The organism is Paenibacillus sp. IHB B 3084 (assembly GCF_001447315.1).
GTDB lineage: Bacteria > Bacillota > Bacilli > Paenibacillales > Paenibacillaceae > Paenibacillus.
Genome location: NZ_CP013207.1, coordinates 37983 through 55914, shown reverse-complemented (window position 1 = coordinate 55914; position 17932 = coordinate 37983). Strand labels below are relative to the sequence as shown.

16 protein-coding genes and 5 pseudogenes are annotated in these 17932 nt (G+C 43.0%); 11 read left to right on the top strand and 10 right to left on the bottom strand.

What is annotated here, in order from left to right; translation table 11 throughout:
* Positions 1-123 precede the first annotated feature (123 nt).
* The 3 genes and pseudogenes from ASL14_RS26830 to ASL14_RS28730 all read left to right on the top strand — a co-directional run.
* Positions 124-528 carry an Rrf2 family transcriptional regulator gene (locus ASL14_RS26830; protein WP_134914820.1) on the top strand — a complete coding sequence of 135 codons (405 nt, stop codon included), beginning with the start codon at positions 124-126 and terminating at the stop codon, positions 526-528.
* A gap of 27 nt (positions 529-555) precedes the next feature.
* Complete coding sequence (locus tag ASL14_RS27550; RefSeq protein ID WP_189338295.1) at positions 556-717, top strand: hypothetical protein; 162 nt, start codon at positions 556-558, stop codon at positions 715-717.
* A gap of 59 nt (positions 718-776) precedes the next feature.
* Positions 777-962: pseudogene (locus tag ASL14_RS28730) on the top strand (DUF255 domain-containing protein); the annotation flags it as partial.
* A 205-nt stretch (positions 963-1167) separates the two neighbouring features.
* Here the strand turns inward: ASL14_RS28730 and ASL14_RS26820 are convergent.
* The 4 genes from ASL14_RS26820 to ASL14_RS26805 all read right to left on the bottom strand — a co-directional run bounded on the left by ASL14_RS26820 (position 1168) and on the right by ASL14_RS26805 (position 4112).
* Positions 1168-1599 carry a universal stress protein gene (locus ASL14_RS26820; RefSeq protein ID WP_025682729.1) on the bottom strand — a complete coding sequence of 144 codons (432 nt, stop codon included), beginning with the start codon at positions 1597-1599 and terminating at the stop codon, positions 1168-1170.
* A 2-nt stretch (positions 1600-1601) separates the two neighbouring features.
* Positions 1602-2837 (bottom strand): CynX/NimT family MFS transporter, encoded by a 1236-nt coding sequence (locus ASL14_RS26815; RefSeq protein WP_134914819.1) that lies wholly within the window; start codon positions 2835-2837, stop codon positions 1602-1604.
* Between the two features lie 216 nt (positions 2838-3053).
* Positions 3054-3620 (bottom strand): helix-turn-helix domain-containing protein, encoded by a 567-nt coding sequence (locus ASL14_RS26810; RefSeq protein WP_134914818.1) that lies wholly within the window; start codon positions 3618-3620, stop codon positions 3054-3056.
* A 156-nt stretch (positions 3621-3776) separates the two neighbouring features.
* On the bottom strand, positions 3777-4112 hold the full coding sequence (locus tag ASL14_RS26805; protein ID WP_134914817.1) for a hypothetical protein: 336 nt from the start codon (positions 4110-4112) through the stop codon (positions 3777-3779).
* Here ASL14_RS26805 and ASL14_RS26800 point away from each other — a divergent pair.
* Positions 4074-5044, top strand: a pseudogene (locus ASL14_RS26800) (alpha/beta hydrolase); the annotation flags it as partial. The gene ASL14_RS26805 and the pseudogene ASL14_RS26800 overlap by 39 nt on opposite strands.
* A 442-nt stretch (positions 5045-5486) precedes the next feature.
* On the opposite strand, the pseudogene ASL14_RS26795 reads toward ASL14_RS26800, so the two are convergent.
* The 4 genes and pseudogenes from ASL14_RS26795 to clpP all read right to left on the bottom strand — a co-directional run.
* A pseudogene (locus ASL14_RS26795) lies at positions 5487-5723 on the bottom strand (alpha/beta hydrolase); the annotation flags it as partial.
* 26 nt (positions 5724-5749) lie between these two features.
* A complete protein-coding gene (locus tag ASL14_RS26790) occupies positions 5750-6415 on the bottom strand; it encodes an MBL fold metallo-hydrolase (RefSeq protein WP_134914816.1) in 666 nt (221 codons plus the stop codon).
* A 116-nt stretch (positions 6416-6531) separates the two neighbouring features.
* A complete protein-coding gene (locus ASL14_RS26785; RefSeq protein WP_134914815.1) occupies positions 6532-6738 on the bottom strand; it encodes a hypothetical protein in 207 nt (68 codons plus the stop codon).
* Between the two features lie 57 nt (positions 6739-6795).
* The gene (gene clpP, locus ASL14_RS26780; protein ID WP_134914814.1) at positions 6796-7380 is read right to left on the bottom strand and encodes an ATP-dependent Clp endopeptidase proteolytic subunit ClpP; all 585 of its coding nucleotides are present in this window, start codon (positions 7378-7380) and stop codon (positions 6796-6798) included.
* A gap of 199 nt (positions 7381-7579) precedes the next feature.
* On the opposite strand from clpP, the gene ASL14_RS26775 reads away from it, so the two are divergent.
* Entirely contained in the window at positions 7580-8305 is a 726-nt protein-coding gene (locus ASL14_RS26775) for an RNA polymerase sigma factor (RefSeq protein ID WP_134914813.1), read from the top strand.
* 384 nt (positions 8306-8689) lie between these two features.
* Positions 8690-9250, top strand: a complete 561-nt coding sequence (locus tag ASL14_RS26765) for a DUF2798 domain-containing protein (RefSeq protein ID WP_223264424.1) — start codon at positions 8690-8692, stop codon at positions 9248-9250.
* A 216-nt stretch (positions 9251-9466) separates the two neighbouring features.
* Here the strand turns inward: ASL14_RS26765 and map are convergent, their stop codons facing one another.
* A complete protein-coding gene (gene map / locus ASL14_RS26760; RefSeq protein WP_134914812.1) occupies positions 9467-10213 on the bottom strand; it encodes a type I methionyl aminopeptidase in 747 nt (248 codons plus the stop codon).
* 26 nt (positions 10214-10239) lie between these two features.
* Positions 10240-10968: a TetR/AcrR family transcriptional regulator gene (locus tag ASL14_RS26755; protein WP_134914811.1), complete on the bottom strand. Its 729-nt coding sequence runs from the start codon at positions 10966-10968 to the stop codon at positions 10240-10242.
* A 400-nt stretch (positions 10969-11368) separates the two neighbouring features.
* On the opposite strand from ASL14_RS26755, the gene ASL14_RS26750 reads away from it, so the two are divergent.
* The 5 genes and pseudogenes from ASL14_RS26750 to ASL14_RS26730 all read left to right on the top strand — a co-directional run bounded on the left by ASL14_RS26750 (position 11369) and on the right by ASL14_RS26730 (position 17836).
* Entirely contained in the window at positions 11369-11638 is a 270-nt protein-coding gene (locus tag ASL14_RS26750; RefSeq protein ID WP_134914821.1) for a CD3324 family protein, read from the top strand.
* Positions 11639-12059: 421 nt separating this feature from the next.
* Positions 12060-13060 (top strand): annotated as a pseudogene (locus ASL14_RS26745) (alpha/beta hydrolase fold domain-containing protein).
* A 108-nt stretch (positions 13061-13168) separates the two neighbouring features.
* Positions 13169-13270: pseudogene (locus tag ASL14_RS28725) on the top strand (ATP-binding cassette domain-containing protein); the annotation flags it as partial.
* Positions 13271-13360: 90 nt separating this feature from the next.
* Positions 13361-15427: a thioredoxin domain-containing protein gene (locus ASL14_RS26735; RefSeq protein ID WP_134914809.1), complete on the top strand. Its 2067-nt coding sequence runs from the start codon at positions 13361-13363 to the stop codon at positions 15425-15427.
* A 408-nt stretch (positions 15428-15835) separates the two neighbouring features.
* Positions 15836-17836, top strand: coding sequence for a methyl-accepting chemotaxis protein (locus ASL14_RS26730; RefSeq protein WP_134914808.1), 2001 nt, complete (start codon positions 15836-15838; stop codon positions 17834-17836).
* Positions 17837-17932: the final 96 nt, after the last annotated feature.

Here is a 17932-nt window from a genome sequence, read left to right as displayed (position 1 = left end):
TTACTTTCAGGGATTGGTTTTGTCTTTTCCTTGTATCTGTCGGAGCATTCGAAACTTGACGATGCCGCATTATAAAGGATATTATATATAGATTAAATCCTGGATTGAGGTGAACCACCGAGGATGAAGTATTCTAAAGCGACGAACTATGCCCTTCACACCATGCTCTTTTTAGTAGTATTAACTCCTAATAATAAGCCTGTTGGTGTACAACAGTTAGCGGATCGACAAGGGGTTTCACCTACTTACTTGTCAAAAATACTGACCAAGCTGGTCAAGGCGGGAATGATTGAATCCACTTCAGGTGCCAATGGCGGTTATAGATTGAAGCGGAACTGGGAGGATATTTCGTTTCTAGATGTCATTCATGCGATTGAAGGCACAACTTCTTTGTTCGATTGTTGTATGAACCATGAAGCAGAATGCTTAATTCAAAAAGTAATGGTTTCAGCGGAGAACAAAATGGATGAGCATCTTAAAAATCAAAAGCTGTCCGAACTTGCCAAAGAAATAAAAATGGTTCTGTGAGCCATATTTATTTATGAAGGGCAAATTGTGAGCTGGCCCTTTGATGAAGCCATTGCAGAATTTGGAGGTGGCGCTCGTTTTGCGCTCGCTACCAATAGTCGGGTTCGCGCTGTTCATGCACGGAATCTGCTTGGCTGGAATCCGATGGGAGAATCGATTCATTCTTGGATCGACCACAACGTGAAATAGAATACCGAAAGGCACTGACACTTCGTTAGTGTCTTTTTTCTATCGGATGGGTATACATTGTGGAGATAAAAGAGGAGCGTAAGCCAAACCGATTAATACATGAGAAACCACCATATTTATTACAGCATGCCTATAATCCAATTGACTGGTATTCTTGGGGATCAGAAGCGTTTGAAAAGGCAAAATGGGAAAATAAGCCCATTTTTTTATCTGTTGGCTATTCCACTTGTCATTGGTGTCATGTCCCCAAAATACACCTACTTAAACAAGGCTTCTACTTGCGGAACATCGCCATTGCTGTAGAAAGAAAAAAAAGTATTAGACTGGCCCCAGCTATAAAAACAGCGGCAGCCGTGGACGAGTAAATAAAGTCCTAGACTGTCGCTGTTTTATTGAACTAAAGTTCTCCGTTAGTATAACAATGCATCATCTCTGCAGTTCCCGAAGGAGTTAATGCACAATGAGGACTGGGCAACTTGATAGCTGTGAAACCTTGTGGCTGACACTTCCAAGCATCATTTCTTTTATGCCACTTAGCCCACGGCTTCCAATAATAATGAGTTGCTGCTCGGAATCTCTTGCATAATTTAATATTTCATGTGCAGGATCTCCCTTAAGATGAAGTGTTTCTGGGTTAATCCCCGCAGATTCTAATTTTGATTTGGCTTGTTGCAACTGTTCCAAACTCGCTTTCTCCATTTCGTTCAATATTTCTTCCAAGAAATTCTTTGGTAAATATGTCATGCCATTCGATACATATTCCTGGCTGACATTAACCAAGGTAACTTGAGTTTGTTTGTTTCGGGCTATTTCAACAGTTGCGTCGAGGAGTTTGTTCGTTATTTCAGCTTTATCAATTGCCACAATAATTTTGTCAAACATATTTATCGTCCTTTCCGTGGCAGCTCGTAACTATTTCGGCTACCTACAAAACGGTTTCTTGCTGCTCCTATACCGACTAAAAAGAGTAAGACCGAAGCGCCAAGCAGAATGAAAAGTGGCAGATTCCAACTATTTGTCGCATCATGCAGAAATCCTATAAGGGCAGGACCGATTGCGGCAAGAAGATATCCGATCGATTGCGCCATGCCAGACAGTTCCGCTGCTTGATGCGCATTTTCAGTACGTAAACCGAAAAACATCATGGACAAACTAAAGGCGCAGCCTCCACCAATTCCGAGTATTATAATCCACAACAGAATGATATTGGAGCTTCCGTATAAAAGTCCGAGCGTTCCCGTCAAAAGCAAAATGATTGTGATGACCACTAACAAACGTTGGCTAGACATGCGCCCAGCAACAACGGGGACAATAAAGGTAAAAGGAAGCAGAGCTAACTGCATTATCGAGAGGTACCATCCTGATTGGTTTGAGTCAATTCCTTGCTGCTTTAAAATTTCAGGCAACCATGCGATCAACACATAGAAAACCATGGACTGTATACCCATAAACAAGGTTACTTGCCAGGCAAGAGGGGATCGCCAAACATTCACATCGTTGCTGGCCATCTGTTGACTCGTCGTGGTTGTTTGCTTCGTTTGATTTCTTAATTGGGGTAACCAAAAGAGAATCGATACAAAGCTTAGAATCCCCCATATTCCCAATGCTCCCTGCCATTTTAGACCTGCGTTCACGGCTAGCGGTACACTGATTCCCGATGCGATTGCTCCAAATAAACTCATTGAAATTGAGTAAACACCTGTCATGGAGCCAATTTTATTTGGGAAATCCCTTTTGATTAAACTTGGCAATAATACATTACATACGGCAATTGCGAATCCAAGAATTGCTGTCCCAATATACAGATTAGCTGCGCCAGAGAAAGAACGTATTACAATGCCAACAGTCAGAAAGATTAGGGCAATCAAAATGATACGTTCAACCCCATACCTTCGTCCTAATTTTGGTACTAGAGGCGATAATAAAGCAAAGGCAAGCAAAGGTACCGTTGTTATCAGGCCTGCTAATGTATTTGAAATATGAACGTCATCCCTTATGAGACTCACTAAAGGACCGACTGAGGTTAAGGGAGCACGTAAATTAGCTGCAATAACAATAATGCCGAGAATTATCAGTCCTATAGAGGATGGTACGGCTTTTTTATGTTGTTTGTTCGACATTCTTCATTTTTCCTTCCTGAATTCATACGTATAATTTGTTTCCTGCTGATTGAAAAACTATAAAATAACATCCGCGCGAACATTAAAAGTATAGTATAGTATATTATTTTTAACAAGAAGTATTTTATAACACATCTGAACTCATCTAAAAAAAATACAACTCTGAATTCCCGTCATGGAATTCGGAGTTGTATTTAATAAGTGGAATTTCGACTTTTAGAAACCATACTTTAAGGATATATGGAGCACTGTTTCGCTATTCGTATGATTGGTATAAGAGTGAGGAAAATCTGCACGAAAACTGATCGTATCATATTGATTCAATGTGTAAATCTCTCCATTAACTTGAATTTCAATGGAACCAGTCATTACTGTCGCAATTTCAGTTGTATTCACATGATGACCTTCAGGGTGATACGAGCTATTCGGCTGTAAGTAAGCCCGACACATTTCAATATCGTTGCTTGCGTTTTTAAAGACTGGTTCAATGATCCAATTTTTTTGATCATTAGAAAACCGCAGTCCTTCGCCTGCTCGATACAAACTAACAGGGTCTTCTGATTTCAACAAAGCCAATAGCGGTAAAGATATGCCTTTTGAAATTTTCCATATAATCGCCAAAGTTGGATTTGTATCGCCACGTTCGATATTCCCCAGAGTAAGTTTGCTTACACCCGTTAATTCCGCTAAGTCGTCTAAGCTCATGTTTTTTTCTTTTCTGTACTTTTTCAAGACACCGCCGATTTGTAATACAATTTGTTTTGATTCATCGATTTCATCCATTTGATATTCACCTCAACAGAAAACAATTATAGCTAGTATACTGTTTATCTAGACTCTTTTCCATACAATTAGTATTGGATGGTGGACTACACTCCTATGCAAAATTCTGACGTCTATGTAACTAATCTGCCAGTAGCTTAATGAAGCATCGTCAGTCTAATACTTTATTTTCTTTTGACAATTGTTATTCTTAATATATATAACCTTCTCAATGATTTCTTTTAGCAGACCATTTTGAGTTTCTGTTTCAACAGAAGTGCTATCAAGTATAGATATTACATCCTCAAACTTTTTGGCTTTTTGGTCATTAGTAAGATCGGATTGTTTTCGAAGTAATAATTGATAATCGACAATTTCTGCTTCTAGCTTATTGATATCTGCTTTTCTTTTATTTAGTCTGTCCAGGTATTCTTCTTTGTCGTAATCACCTTCTTCATACATATCTTTGATGCGAGAGCACTTATGAATAGTGGAGTAAGTAAAATTAGACAAATTCCTTCTGATGGACTGAACTTTATTACAAATCGAAAGTTTTCAAAAATTTCATCAAAAAAATTATGGGAGAAGATTAGTTTAAGGAGACGAGTGTAATGAAATTTTTCCCAGCCGTAGTAGCGGATCTGGATTATCGCATGATGTATCAAAATGACCAACATTAATCATATATTTGAACGAACATTAATCGATAGCACTACCATTTATCAATTATAAGGAGAAGGGAAGCCGTTTATTTTATTACATGGTTTGTTGAGTGATGGAGAGGGTTTGTTTCCTTTCGGACAAGAGCTTTATGAAAAAACTGGTCAACCTGTATGGATCCTGGATCTTCCAGGATTAGGACGTTCCCCTTTTAAACGAGAGGAAAATCTTCTCGATCTGTATTTGAATATACTGAAAAAGTTATTGGGGGAAGCTACTAATGGTGCGCATTTGATTGGCCATTCCTTCGGTGCGGTCATTCTTCTAGAAGCATTAGTACAAGAGTACATAGATACGAAGAATACTATTACTTTACTTCAGCCACCTGTTGCGAAAAGAAATTCTAAATCGTTTAATGCTCCTCAATTTATGAACAAATGGGCGTTGAAATTTGATAGAACGTTATGTATTAGATAATGGTCTGTTTGAACGTACGGATAGCATTCCAGAAAATTATCTTGCTAAAGTAGAAATAGCTTTACTTCGCCAAGAATTTTAAATACAACTATTCAGCTTAATCGTTTACTAATGAAAGACTATCAGGTTGATTTTAATAAAGTACCAAAGTATAATCCTCATATTATCTGGGGGAATCATGATAAAAACTATCTTGCTCCATTGGATCTTGGTAAGGTTGATTTGTTCAATATGGGCATCATTCCCCTCTTAGCCATCCCAGTGAAACAGCTGATTTGGTTATAAAAAATAGTAAAACCAGAAGATGATAGGTCGAAGGATTAGGGCTGTGGCTCAAAGCCGATGTAGTCAACAACGTCTTTTTTGAGAAATTCTATAAAAATAAGCTTCATGCCAGCCAATTTATGAAGCGAATCAATAAGCATCTGATGGAAACGATAGATCGCCTGCTTGTCAGGTTATAATCTTAATTGCGGTTTATATAGAAAGTGATTGTAAATGAAATTAAAAGAGAAAAACCATAGATAAATATATAAAAGGTACAAGGAGAAGTAACAAATTGATATCTCTCCATTGGGTAAATTAAGACTAGGCATGTTTAGGGCAATACTTACGTTAAAAAGACGGTTCCCCCTTTTGGGGAAACCATACGTTATACATAATTCCTTTAAATATTTATGAAATATCCGCATTAACCATACTCTGAATTTTTTATGTGAGAAATTGTGATTGGGTATTTATCCCTCTTTGTTATAGGAACTTCTTCATTTCATTAAATGCTAACTCCCTGTGACCTGCTTGGCAGTGTTGCTCACCACCCGTTTCTTTAGTAAATACTTTGGTTGTAATGGAAGCAGCATTTATTAATTCTTGTTGGATTTGTGCGAGTCGGCTAATAGGTACGTATTGATCATCTTCTCCAGCTAATAGAAGGACATCTTGATTAATGAGTGCCCCAACGCCTTGCATCGTGTGCTTTTCGAAATTAAAGGTAACTTGCTGAAACTTTGACTTTATAATCCCTGGCTAAGTCCTAATATCTGATCATTCACATGTACATTACTTAATCCCCCGTGATAACAAACTACGGATGCAATGTCGAGATCTAAATACTTTTTTAATGAGAGACGAGCTGCATCCATATCCGGTGTGGTCGGGACATGAATTCCCCCGAGAATCCCGTTTACACTGTACATTGAATCCCCAGCAATAAGAGTTTTACTTTGCCTTAAATAAAGGCTGATATGTCCAGGGGTATGCCCAGGCGTATGGATGACTCGAATTCTGCCGCAAAACGGCAGTTCCTGACCATCTATTAAGGTAACATCCACTTTGCCCTTCGGGGGATTCTCAAGGTGACTATCTTTTAAAAGGGGTATCTCCCCCTGAATATACGGCTTATCCAGTTCGTGTGCATATACTTTAATATGATTGCCACACTCCTGCAAAATCTCAGGAAGACTTCCTATATGATCCACATCCTGATGCGTCAAAATCACAACTTTTAATTTGTCGAACGACACGCCTACCTTTTCCATGGCCACGCGTAAATCTTCAATTTGCCCGGGGAATCCTGTGTCTATTAAAACAGCCATTTCTTGATCCCACAAAAGAATGGGGTGAATCATATTCCCATGAAAATCTAGATGAAGCATTTCTACTCCCTGTGAAATTTCCATAATATCGGGCCTCCGTAAAATGAAATTGCCGCCCATGCGGCTCGCCGATTCAACAAGACATGAAAGAATAGCGTGGTTTGTTGAATCGGCGAGTGTTAAGTAATGCTAAAATAGGTTCATGGGGCGAATCCAACTCTGTAGCGTTGCCGTTCCTTAATGTCAATGGATACGGTGCGAATGGACGTAATAGGAATAACAAGCGTCTGATATTGCGTAAGGTATTTAACGAACTTGTCGTCAATCTGATCCAATACCCCGTCGCATACATGGGTCCCATCTATAAAATGAATAGTTACTTCCTTGCCTTGTAAGCTTGCTAACATGATATCACCTCATATTTTCTTGAAGTTTCTTGCGGATCATTAGGTTTTGAGCATACTTTACAAAGAAGTTATCACTTGATCAATAACACCATATTCCAGTGCCTCCTGAGCGGTCATGTAAAAATCCCGGTCCATATCTTTTTCGACTTTTTCAAAAGATTGCCCGGTCCGTTCAGCTGTGATGCGGGTTGCCTTTTCACGAGTCCATAAAATTCGTTTTGCGCTGATCGCAATATCGCTGGCCTGCCCTTGTGCGCCTCCGTGCGGCTGATGGATCATAATCTCACTGTTCGGCAGCGCCGAACGTTTCCCTTTGGCGCCCGCCAGCAAAAGGATCGCGCCAAACGATGCAGCAAATCCCGTACATATCGTATGTACATCGGGTTTGATGTACTGCATCGTATCATAAATAGCAAATCCTGCGGAAGTAGAGCCACCCGGGCTGTTGATGTACATGTAAATTTCTTTTTCCGGATCTTCTGCCGCCAGGAACAATAATTGAGCAATAATACTGTTAGCCAAATGATCGTCGATGGCTGCCCCTACAAACACAATACGATCCTTTAGTAGTCTGGAATAGATATCGTACGATCTTTCACCTTGAGCGGTTTGCTCGACAACATAAGGAACATAAACACTCATTTTTGATACCCCCATTTTCTTGGTTCAGTTGATTTCTCCTTGTAAACGAACCGAGGTCGTAAAAAGATACGGAGGTTTCAAAGGGAAAACGATTTGCGTAAATGGTGTAACTTTTATAACCACTTGTTCGTTTACATTGGAGGTAGCAAATGGCTTTGCTTTAGAAAAGGGCAGAATAAGACCGTGGAGGAGAAGGCCTATGAAGATAGATAATTCTAAACAAATGACAGACAATATAATGAACATCGAGAACTTGGAGGAATTACAGGCAGTCCTGAAACGTTACTGTCTGTCGCTTACGAAATCAAATTGGGATGCGGAAGAATTGGCTCAGGACACTTGGGTAAAAGCATTAGGAAAGCTAAATAGCTTTGAGCATACAAATCCCAAAGCGCTTTTGCTGCGGATTGCTAAGAACACCTGGATTGATGATATACGGAGAAAAGCAGTTTACACTCGGATATTGAATAAGGAACAAGCGAAAGTAACCGTACCGGATAATGAATCTTTTGAAATCGAGATAGCGTTGCAGTCCTTAATGAATCATTTATCTCCGCTTCAGAGAACTGTATTTTTGCTGCGAGATGTATTTGGCTATTCGATTAATGAGACATCCGACATGCTCGAAACAACGGAGGGAGCTGTAAAAGTTGCACTCCACCGGGCACGAAAATCGCTTGGAGCAGTCAAGGAGGATCTTCTCAAAGGAGAGTTATCCTTACCGGAAAGTGAAAACTCGAAGACTTTTCTAAGGGCGTTGACGGCGGCATATCAGATGGGAGATATTGCAGCAATGGTTATGCTCTCCCATCAGGATGTAATGGAGCCGGATGTGGTGATCGGAATCGTCAATAATAAGCTGCACCGGAGTCTCGCTTCAGTAAAACAAACGGAGTCCCAAACCATGAGTATGATAGCGGCATAGTTTGCGAAGAGAAATGCGGAGCTGATCATAGTGAAGATAAGAATCCCATAGTTTTATATCATGTAGTGACACGTATTGGAAAAGAAGGCTTCCGCACAGAGGAAATAATAAAAAATTAAGTGAATTATCATTAAATAGGGAACATAAAGATAAGCTATTAGGTCATTATAAGGTGGGAGACTTAGCAATAGCGATTATGATAAAACTTGGAGAAAAGGAAGATGAAATATCTGGATTTAGAATTTTAGATGAATTTGAAAAAATCCTCATCTATAATAATTTTCATCTTCCTTGCTGTTGCACAGTTTTAGAAATCCTTTCATTTGTTTTAAAAAAGTTGTTTAATTGTTAAATCAGTGTGTAGAGATATTGGTATTAGTTTTAATGACCAAAAATATATGTCGCATGATACGTCTACCATCTGAAATATTTTTATTTCGGAGGGGAACAATATGTATAAGGAAGAAAGACTGCCTCAAACGCAAAAGAAGGCATATTATTTTTATTGATTATTTCAATTATTTCAGTGAACACGATCGCCTCGATTATTTGGGGTTGGAACGCGGCTTTAGTAAAGAAAATTATTTAGAAACGCTAAAGATTATTCCGTTTATGTGGATTATCGTTGTTTTGTTAGTAAGATTGGTTGCAGGACCGTTAGTGGGGAAGATGATAACCAAATTCGTAGGACAAACAGATGGATTCAATGCTAGAGTTTTATTGAATACTTTATTGAATGTTACGGTCTTATCTATTCTTCTAACCATTATAGGAACTTGGGTTGGTACGAAACAAATAAGCCTAGAATCTCTTCAGAACTTCTTTCACAGTTGGTTTAGAAATTTTAGTGTAGCATTTTGGATTGAGCTATTGATTGCTCAGCCAATAGCAAGATTTGCAATGAAAAAATACACGCAAGACAGGCTAGCCAAGCAGAAAGGGTAAATCCGTAACACGATACCAAAGTCATAATAAAAAACCGCATAACAACGTGTTTTTTCGTAAATCGGTAAAGTTACAAACCATGTAAAAAAAGCGCTGGTCCCAGGCTGGAACCAGCGCTTTTTCACGTTTCGGATTACGAACTTTCGTCAGGCCAAGCAGGCCGGGTTGGCGACTTATTTCCTAAAATGACGCATTGCCGTCCGTTCGCCTTTATTCTTACTGGGCCGTTAAAATCAGCGGTCCGTCCGGCGTAACTGCGATCGTATGCTCATATTGCGCCGACAACTTGCCGTCGGCCGTTCTCGCCGTCCACTGATCGTCGTCGATCGTGATACGGAACGTACCTTCGTTGACCATCGGTTCAATCGTAAACACCATGCCTTCCTTTAACCGAATGCCTTTGCCAGCTACGCCGATATGCTCGTAGCTCGGCTCCTCGTGCAGGCTCCGCCCGATCCCGTGCGCCAGCAGATCGCGTACGACCGAAAACCCGTTCGCTTCCGCATGCTGTTGAATCGCCGACGTTATGTCGCCGAGCCGGCCCCCGGGGAGTGCCCGGGCGATCCCCAGATCCAAACATTCCTTTGTCACCTTCATTAGTTTTTGCGCTTCCGGCCGGATATTGCCCACCGCATAGCACCAGCACGAATCGCCGAACCATCCGCCGTATTCCACGACGATGTCGAGCTTCAGCAAGTCGCCGTCCATAAGCGCACAGTTCGAAGGAATGCCGTGGGCCACCACATCGTTGACCGAAATGCAGGTTTCGGCGGGGAAACCGTTGTAGCCTTTCGTAAACTGCTTGCCGCCCAGCTTGGTGATGTGTCTGGCAACAAAGTCATTGATTTCCCGGGTGGTGATCCCAGGCTCGATCAGTTTGGCCACCTCGCGGTAGCAGTCCGCAACGATTTGGCTCGCCGGCTTCATCTCTTCAATTTCCCTAGGTGATTTTAAAATGATCATCTTTGTTTATTCGCTCCTTATCAATTCTATAATTTTAAAAATCGGGCGATATCCCTGGCCTCCTCGTGCAGCTTTCCGCGGCGAAGCGAAAGCGAGGCGCAGCCGACCAAGGCGGCCAGCAGCATTTCCGCGCGCTGTAGCCGATACGGCGGCTCCGCCGCGTTTCCGCCGGAAGCCCCGTCCGCCGCACGACCGGTTTCCAGAAGCGCGGCAAGCGGCGCGAGCACCTCCCGGCGAAAGGCGGCCGAGAGCGGGGCTGAGCGCGCTTCAGGCAGCGAAGCAAAGCCCTCACCGGCCAGCTTATGCAGCAGGTACAGGGCGTGGTCCTCCGCCCAAAGCTGCAGCAGCCGGATGCCGGCGGCGGCGACGGGGCCAAGCTCTGCGGCAGCGGCCGTTTCGCGGCTTCCGCTTTGGGAATCCGCAGCAGCCAAGCCGAAATGCCCGCCCGCCGATGCCTCCCCCGAAGCCGAAGCGCGTGGGGCCTTCAGTTGAGCCTCCAGCGGGATCTTTAGCGAAGGGGCCTCCAGCCATCCCCCGGCCCGCTCCAACGCGTCCCATAACAGATCGTGGAGCAAATCGCCCTTATTGCTGTAATAATGGTATACCGTGCCATAGCCGAGTCCCGCCTGCACGGCCACATCGCGGATTTCCAGTAAAGGCCCTTTATTCAAAAACACATCGGCAGCGGCTTTCCGGATTTGCGCCAGACGCCGCAGCCGGATCTCTTCGTTTTGTTCCTTCGTGCGTGGAGACATCTCGTCTGTTCACCTCTTTTATTTTTGACCTACTCTTATGTCAATATAAAACATCGGCTTGCGAATAACAAGAGTCGGGCAAACAAACGTCCCTGCAACACCTCGTAAACGAATGAAGATCAGTTATATATCAGCTCAATTTTAATAGTTTGATTGTACTGATATTATTTAGCTGGCCCCAGGTGAGCAGAAGTTATGCTATACTTGCGAAGTAAAAGGGGGTGCCTACTGATGGAGAATCTATTGGGATTGTCTGTGACTTCTTACACTCATGCAAAGCCAATTATTAGGAAAGCGTTACTTTGTATGGGGCGAAACAATTTTTAACGCTGAACAAGCTTTTTTAATATTTTTGGCTTTGCACCTTATTTTCAAGAATCAAAATAAGGGGCGAGCAAAATTGAGATATACGAATGCTACAAAAGTTTTACCTCAAAAACTAATTACGGAAATTCAAAAATATGTTCAAGGAGAGACTCTGTATATTCCTAAGCCAAAAACGGAATATATGAATTGGGGCAGTTTGAGTGGCGGGAGAAGGTTGCTTGAACAGCGAAATGCCGCAATCAGAAATGCTTTTCAAAATAGCAGCAGTATCGAGCAATTAGCTAAGGAGTTTTTCCTCTCTACCGAAACCATTAAGAAGATTGTTTATTCACATAAAAAGTAGATGGACATAACGTGATGAGCTTAAGGCGTGACCGGATGATCGCGGTGAAAAACCAATCCGGTCACGTCTTTTGTTTGGCAAAAGATTTGATCCCACCGCCGATAGGTACAGCCAACGTTCACCCAATCGGTAGTTTATCGTTTCCAGTTCTTCGTATTACCTCCCACATCCAGATTCCCAAATATTTTTATGGCATTTCATTTTCTATTCCAAAGGTTGTACTTCATTTTTTACATTATTGTTTTTATGTCAAAAATGATTCTAAATCGTTGTTTTCATTTATAAAGTTTATTTTAATCTTTAATATATGGATATAAACGACAGCAACAACGGATTTGGAACGGTGCCGATTCTGAATAAATGAAGGGAAACATGTGTTGATTCATTGTCATTAAAACAAGAAAGTGAGGAAACGATTACTATGGGGGAGCAAAAAAGTAGAAGTAGACATCTGATTGATCCAGAAATTATCAGTGCAGTTGATTTAATACCAACAACCGATCTTACCGAATCTACACTAATGGAATCACGTAAAATCAATCTCAAATGATGCAACAAATAGATGTAACGCAGATGTACCCTATTACATTAGAAAAAAAGGTTGTGCCAAGTTATTTTAGTGGTCCAGATATTCGAATAGAAATCATTAAGCCCAAACAATCAAAGCATCATAAGATGCCTCTATATTATTCGATACACGGAGGCGGGATGGTCTTAGGAAGTCCAGTCGTGGATCGTCCTGCTAATGCATCTCTTGCTGCACAACATGGTTTCTGTTGTGTATCTGTGTACTATCGCCTAGCACCAGAGCATGTACAGCCAAGTCAGTTACAGGATTGTTATTCGGGCCTAAAATGGTGTATTGAACATGCGGAAGAGTTAGGGATAGATACTCAGAAAGTTGCCGTAGGGGGCAGCAGCGCTGGCGGCGGTTTGGCGGCTGGCCTAGCCTTGTACATTCGTGATCAGCAGGAATTCGAAATCCATCATCTAAGATTAATGAGGCCAATGCTAGATGATCGCACAAGTACCGCACCAGAGCATCCATACGCAGGAGAGTTTATTTGGACAAAACAAAGTAATTATTTTGGCTGGAAATCTGTATTGGGGGATGAACCGGGTCAGGAGGAGGTAAGTGAGTATTATGTGCCGGCCCGTGCTAAGTCACTGGCCGGGTTACCACCGACTTATATAAATATAGGCACCATTGATTTATTCATTGATGAAGCCTTATTTTTTGCAAAACAACTGGCCTTTGATGGTGTCTTAGTGGAATTACATGTCTATCCCGGGTACCATCATATGTCTCCCGCGTTTCCGGATGCGCATTTTTCAAAAGAAGGGGCCAGAACAAGTGAATACGCCTTACTAAAAGCTCTGGAGATACTTGATATAAATTCTGAGTATAATGCTAAACGCTAATAAGATCCGAATGCAGTAAATAAAGCACTGATGGAGAATATCCATCAGTGCTTTTTCATACCTACTTATGATCGAATAAACAATTTATTGATAGATTCGGTTGAGAGTCATCAGTTTAGTGGCGGCCAGCCTCAGCGTGTCAATGTCGCCAAGGCGATTGCGCTAAAACCCAAGTTGATCGTGCTGGATGAGTCGGTGAGGGGGATGGATAATGGTGTACTACCTGATGTACTTTTTACCACCCATTTAGGGTAAAATAGTACCAAGCATAAAATCCAACTACGGAAGTGGTGATGTCCCATGTCAACGAGCAGCAAACCGAATAGATTAGCCAAGGAAAAATCACCGTATCTGCTGCAACACGCTCACAACCCAGTTAATTGGTTCCCTTGGTCAGATGAGGCTTTTGAAATCGCCAAACGCGAGAATAAGCCCATTTTCTTATCTGTCGGCTATTCCACTTGTCATTGGTGTCATGTAATGGAAAGAGAATCCTTCGAGGATGAAGAGGTTGCGGAGATATTAAACCGGGACTATGTATCCATTAAGGTGGATCGGGAGGAACGTCCGGATGTGGATCATATCTATATGTCCATCTGTCAGACGATGACGGGGCATGGAGGCTGGCCGCTGACGATATTGATGACCCCGGATCAGAAGCCTTTTTTTGCGGGTACGTATTTGCCCAAGGAGCAGAAGTTTGGACGTGTCGGACTGTTGGAGCTGCTGGAGAAGGTGGGAACCCGGTGGAAGGAGCAGCCCGAAGAGCTGGTGGAGCTGAGTGAGCAGGTGCTAACCGAGCATGAGCGACAGGACATGCTTGCGGGGTATCGCGGTGAACTGGATGAACAGAGCTTGAATAAAGCTTTCCATCAGTACAGTCATACCTTCGATAAGGAATATGGCGGCTTCGGGGAAGCTCCGAAGTTTCCTTCTCCGCATAACTTGTCTTTTTTGTTGCGATATGCACAGCATACGGGAAATCAGCAGGCACTGGAAATGGCAGAGAAGACGCTGGATGCGATGTATCGGGGCGGAATCTACGACCATGTAGGTATGGGATTTTCACGGTACTCAGTGGATGAGAAGTGGCTGGTGCCGCATTTTGAAAAAATGCTGTATGACAACGCTCTGCTGGCCATCGCGTATACAGAGGCTTGGCAGGTGACGGGCAAGGAGCTGTACCGGCGGATTACGGAACAAATCTTTACATATATCGCAAGGGACATGACAGATGTAGGAGGGGGTTTTTATTCGGCGGAGGATGCGGATTCCGAAGGAGAAGAGGGCAAATTCTATGTCTGGGACGAATCTGAGGTAAGGGCTGTACTCGGCGATAAGGATGCCGCCTTTTTTAACGATTTGTATGGGATTACACCTTACGGGAATTTTGAAGGCCATAACATTCCGAACCTGATTGATATTAATCTGGAAGCCTACGGGATCAAGCATGACTTGACCGAACAGGAACTGGAACAACGGGTAAATGAGCTACGCGGCAAGCTGTTTGCTGCCAGGGAACAACGGGTTCACCCTCACAAGGATGACAAGATTTTGACCTCGTGGAACGGGTTGATGATCGCTGCTTTGGCGAAGGCGGGACAGGCTTTTGGAGATACCAGATATACAGAGCAGGCCCAGAAGGCAGAGTCGTTCCTATGGAACCAACTGAGACGGGAGGACGGACGGCTGCTGGCGCGTTATCGGGACGGGGATGCAGCTTATCCCGGCTATGTTGATGACTATGCTTTTTATGTGTGGGGCTTGATTGAGCTGTACCAGGCCTCCTTTGACATACAATATCTGCAACGGGCGCTGACGCTTAATCAGGATATGATCGACCTGTTCTGGGATAAAGAACGGGACGGATTATTCTTTTACGGGTCAGATAGCGAGCAGTTGATTGCCAAGCCTAAAGAAATTTATGACGGAGCCATTCCGTCGGGTAACAGTATCGCGGCCCATAATTTTGTGAGGCTTGCGCGGCTAACGGGTGAATCTCGATTGGAGGACTATGCAGCCAAGCAGTTTAAGGCTTTTGGCGGCATGGTTGCTCATTACCCGTCAGGCTATTCGGCGTTGCTCAGTTCGTTGTTGTATGCAACTGGAACGACGAAGGAGATTGTTATTGTGGGCCATAGGGATGATCCGCAGACCGTACAGTTCATTCAGGCGGTTCGAGCAGGATTCAGACCCCATACAGTGATTATTTTGAAGGATGAAGGACAGCCGGAGATTACAGAGACAGTTCCTTATATCCGTGATTACGCTCTTGTGGATGGCAAACCAGCCGTATATGTGTGTGAACATTTTGCCTGTCAGGCACCTGTCACCCGTCTCGATGATCTTAAGGCTTTACTGAATTGATTAACCTAAAATAAAAAACAAATTTGATCCCCTTGGGGTAACAAGCATATGGTGATTTTCGAAAAATGACCTTATGTATGCCAACCTCAAGGGGATTATTTCATGTTTAGAGGTAGGTATAGTGAGTTAAAACTAACATTTCCTTAACATGTTCTGTGCATTTTTTTTAATAGTTTTTAGGTATATTATATTAAGGAATCGGTTCCAAGGAGCCTTGCTTCATTCAAAACTAAGTACATATACCTATTCGTTGTCGTGTTTATATCTTTTTTTGTGTCGAATTGTTTTAGAGGGAGATGATGAAGAATGGAAAAGGGGAAGTGAATTTGTCGAGTGAATAATCATTGGCAAAGCGAAGCGGTTCACAATATGCAAGCAATCCAGATGATGAAATGGAGATGTTGACTGATGAAGAAGTTTGCAGGAAAACCATGGCACGTGGGAAGGATGCTCAGCAATAATTTTAAAACGAAGCTGATGGTCGCTTTTATTGCTTTTTTGATCATACCATCTATGATTGTTGGGGCTCTATCATTTGTGAGCGCCAGACAGGAGATTCTAAACCAGATTGAAGATAGCGCCGAGCAGGTCATCATCCGCACTAATTTTATTATTGATAGCACCATTTCACCCAAGGTGCATGATGCAGATTATTTCGCTGAAAGGCTAAAAGGCAACCTGGTGGAGACGGAGGAACAAGCGGCGAATTTGGAAGAATTCTTTAAGCAATATATTGCACTCCATCCTGAAACAGAATCCATTTATTATGGAACGAAGGATGGTAAATTTACAACCTATCCACAAAAGGAATTACCGGATAATTATGATCCCCGAGTCAGACCTTGGTATGAGGAGTCCATAAAGGAACAAGCAAAAACAGCGATTAGTGCACCCTATTTCTCCGCATCCTCCAAACAAATGACGGTTACAGTGTCCAGAGCCACGACGGATGGTTCGGGTGTTATTGGCATCGATCTGAAAGTTAACGGTATTAAGGAGACACTGAACAAGATTAAAGTAGGTCGTGAAGGTTATGCCATATTGCTGGACAGCAAGCGCACTTACATTGTTCATCCGACGAAGGCACCAGGCACCAAAATTGCAGATATTGAATCACGCATGTATGAGAGCGACGCTGGTGAATACGAGTATCAGTATGAAGGTCAGTCCAAATATATGAACTATGCGACCAACAAGCTGACAGGCTGGAAAATAGGCGGAACGCTGTATTTATCTGAAGTGGATGAAGCAGCACAGCCGATTTTGATCAGCACTTTGCTTACGGTCGTCGGGTGTCTTGTGGTGGGGATAATCATTGTCTATTTCCTGATTCGTTCCATCATCAAACCTATTTTAAAATTGAAGGAACAAGCGGTTAATGTGAGCGCAGGGGATCTGACGCAGGACATTCAAGTGAAGAGTGAAGATGAGATTGGACAATTGGGACTGGCTTTCCGAAACATGCAGGATAACTTGCGATCTGTCATTCAAAACGTAGGGGAAAGTGCAGATCATGTCGCTAGATCCTCGAACGAGCTAACGGTAAGCGCAGAACAAACCAGTGCTGCAAGTGAGCAGGTATCACAGGCTGTACAGGAAATTGCCAGCGGAGCGGAGAAGCAGACTACAGGCCTGGAAAATAACTCAGTAGCCCTTGATGAAATTGCACAGGGAGTCACACAAATTGCGGAACGCTCCATCTCGGTAGCCGATTTGGCCAGACGATCCTCTTTACAAGCAGAGGAAGGACGGAAATCCGTTGAGCAAACAGGCGAACAAATGAATTCGATTCACCATTCGGTAGAGCAATCTAACCGAATGATTCAAACCTTGCAAGCCCGCTCTCAGGAAATCGGTGAAATTACCAAGGTTATTGGTGAACTATCCAATCAGACGAACCTGCTGGCCTTGAATGCAGCGATTGAGGCGGCTAGAGCAGGTGATCATGGCAAGGGCTTTGCCATCGTTGCAGATGAGGTGCGCAAGCTGGCAGAGCAATCGCAGACATCTGCAACACAGATTGCCACATTGATTGCCGAAATTCAGCATGAAACGGAAACCACGGTTCAGACGATGAACCGTGTTACGACTGAGGTTCAGGATGGGCTGCAGATTTCCAAAGAAACCATTGTCAAGCTGGGAGACGCGATGGAAGGCATTCGGGAGACCACACCTCAGGTGGAGGAGGTCGCTGCGATTGCACAACAGATATCAGCGAGTGTACAAGAGATTGCAGCGACAGCCAACGAGCTGGCGACGATTGCAACCGGTAATGCTGCTACATCTGAGGAAGTCGCCGCTTCCTCGCAAGAGCAGCTGGCTTCCATGGAGGAAATATCAGCCTCTGCTCAGCTGCTATCAACAATGGCTGCTGAGTTGAGGTCTATGATTAGTCGTTTCAAGTATTAAAACGAACTTGAACCCTATGGAATCTATAGTACAATGAATGCTCGGGACAGTTCTTTAAGCCTTATGGCATAAGGAATCTGTCCTGAGTTTTTTTAT

What these genes read in the sequence shown, in the direction of transcription:
- clpP (WP_134914814.1), bottom strand. Translation starts at nt 7,380, where the DNA reads ATGAGTGTTTATGTTCCTTATGTTGTCGAGCAAACCGCTCAAGGTGAA.
- ASL14_RS26785 (WP_134914815.1), bottom strand. Translation starts at nt 6,738, where the DNA reads ATGTTAGCAAGCTTACAAGGCAAGGAAGTAACTATTCATTTTATAGAT.
- ASL14_RS26755 (WP_134914811.1), bottom strand. Translation starts at nt 10,968, where the DNA reads ATGTCTCCACGCACGAAGGAACAAAACGAAGAGATCCGGCTGCGGCGT.
- ASL14_RS26810 (WP_134914818.1), bottom strand. Translation starts at nt 3,620, where the DNA reads ATGGATGAAATCGATGAATCAAAACAAATTGTATTACAAATCGGCGGT.
- ASL14_RS26830 (WP_134914820.1), top strand. Translation starts at nt 124, where the DNA reads ATGAAGTATTCTAAAGCGACGAACTATGCCCTTCACACCATGCTCTTT.
- ASL14_RS26735 (WP_134914809.1), top strand. Translation starts at nt 13,361, where the DNA reads ATGTCAACGAGCAGCAAACCGAATAGATTAGCCAAGGAAAAATCACCG.
- ASL14_RS26820 (WP_025682729.1), bottom strand. Translation starts at nt 1,599, where the DNA reads ATGTTTGACAAAATTATTGTGGCAATTGATAAAGCTGAAATAACGAAC.
- ASL14_RS26730 (WP_134914808.1), top strand. Translation starts at nt 15,836, where the DNA reads ATGAAGAAGTTTGCAGGAAAACCATGGCACGTGGGAAGGATGCTCAGC.
- ASL14_RS26775 (WP_134914813.1), top strand. Translation starts at nt 7,580, where the DNA reads ATGAAGATAGATAATTCTAAACAAATGACAGACAATATAATGAACATC.
- map (WP_134914812.1), bottom strand. Translation starts at nt 10,213, where the DNA reads ATGATCATTTTAAAATCACCTAGGGAAATTGAAGAGATGAAGCCGGCG.
- ASL14_RS26765 (WP_223264424.1), top strand. Translation starts at nt 8,690, where the DNA reads ATGACCAAAAATATATGTCGCATGATACGTCTACCATCTGAAATATTT.
- ASL14_RS26815 (WP_134914819.1), bottom strand. Translation starts at nt 2,837, where the DNA reads ATGTCGAACAAACAACATAAAAAAGCCGTACCATCCTCTATAGGACTG.
- ASL14_RS26790 (WP_134914816.1), bottom strand. Translation starts at nt 6,415, where the DNA reads ATGGAAATTTCACAGGGAGTAGAAATGCTTCATCTAGATTTTCATGGG.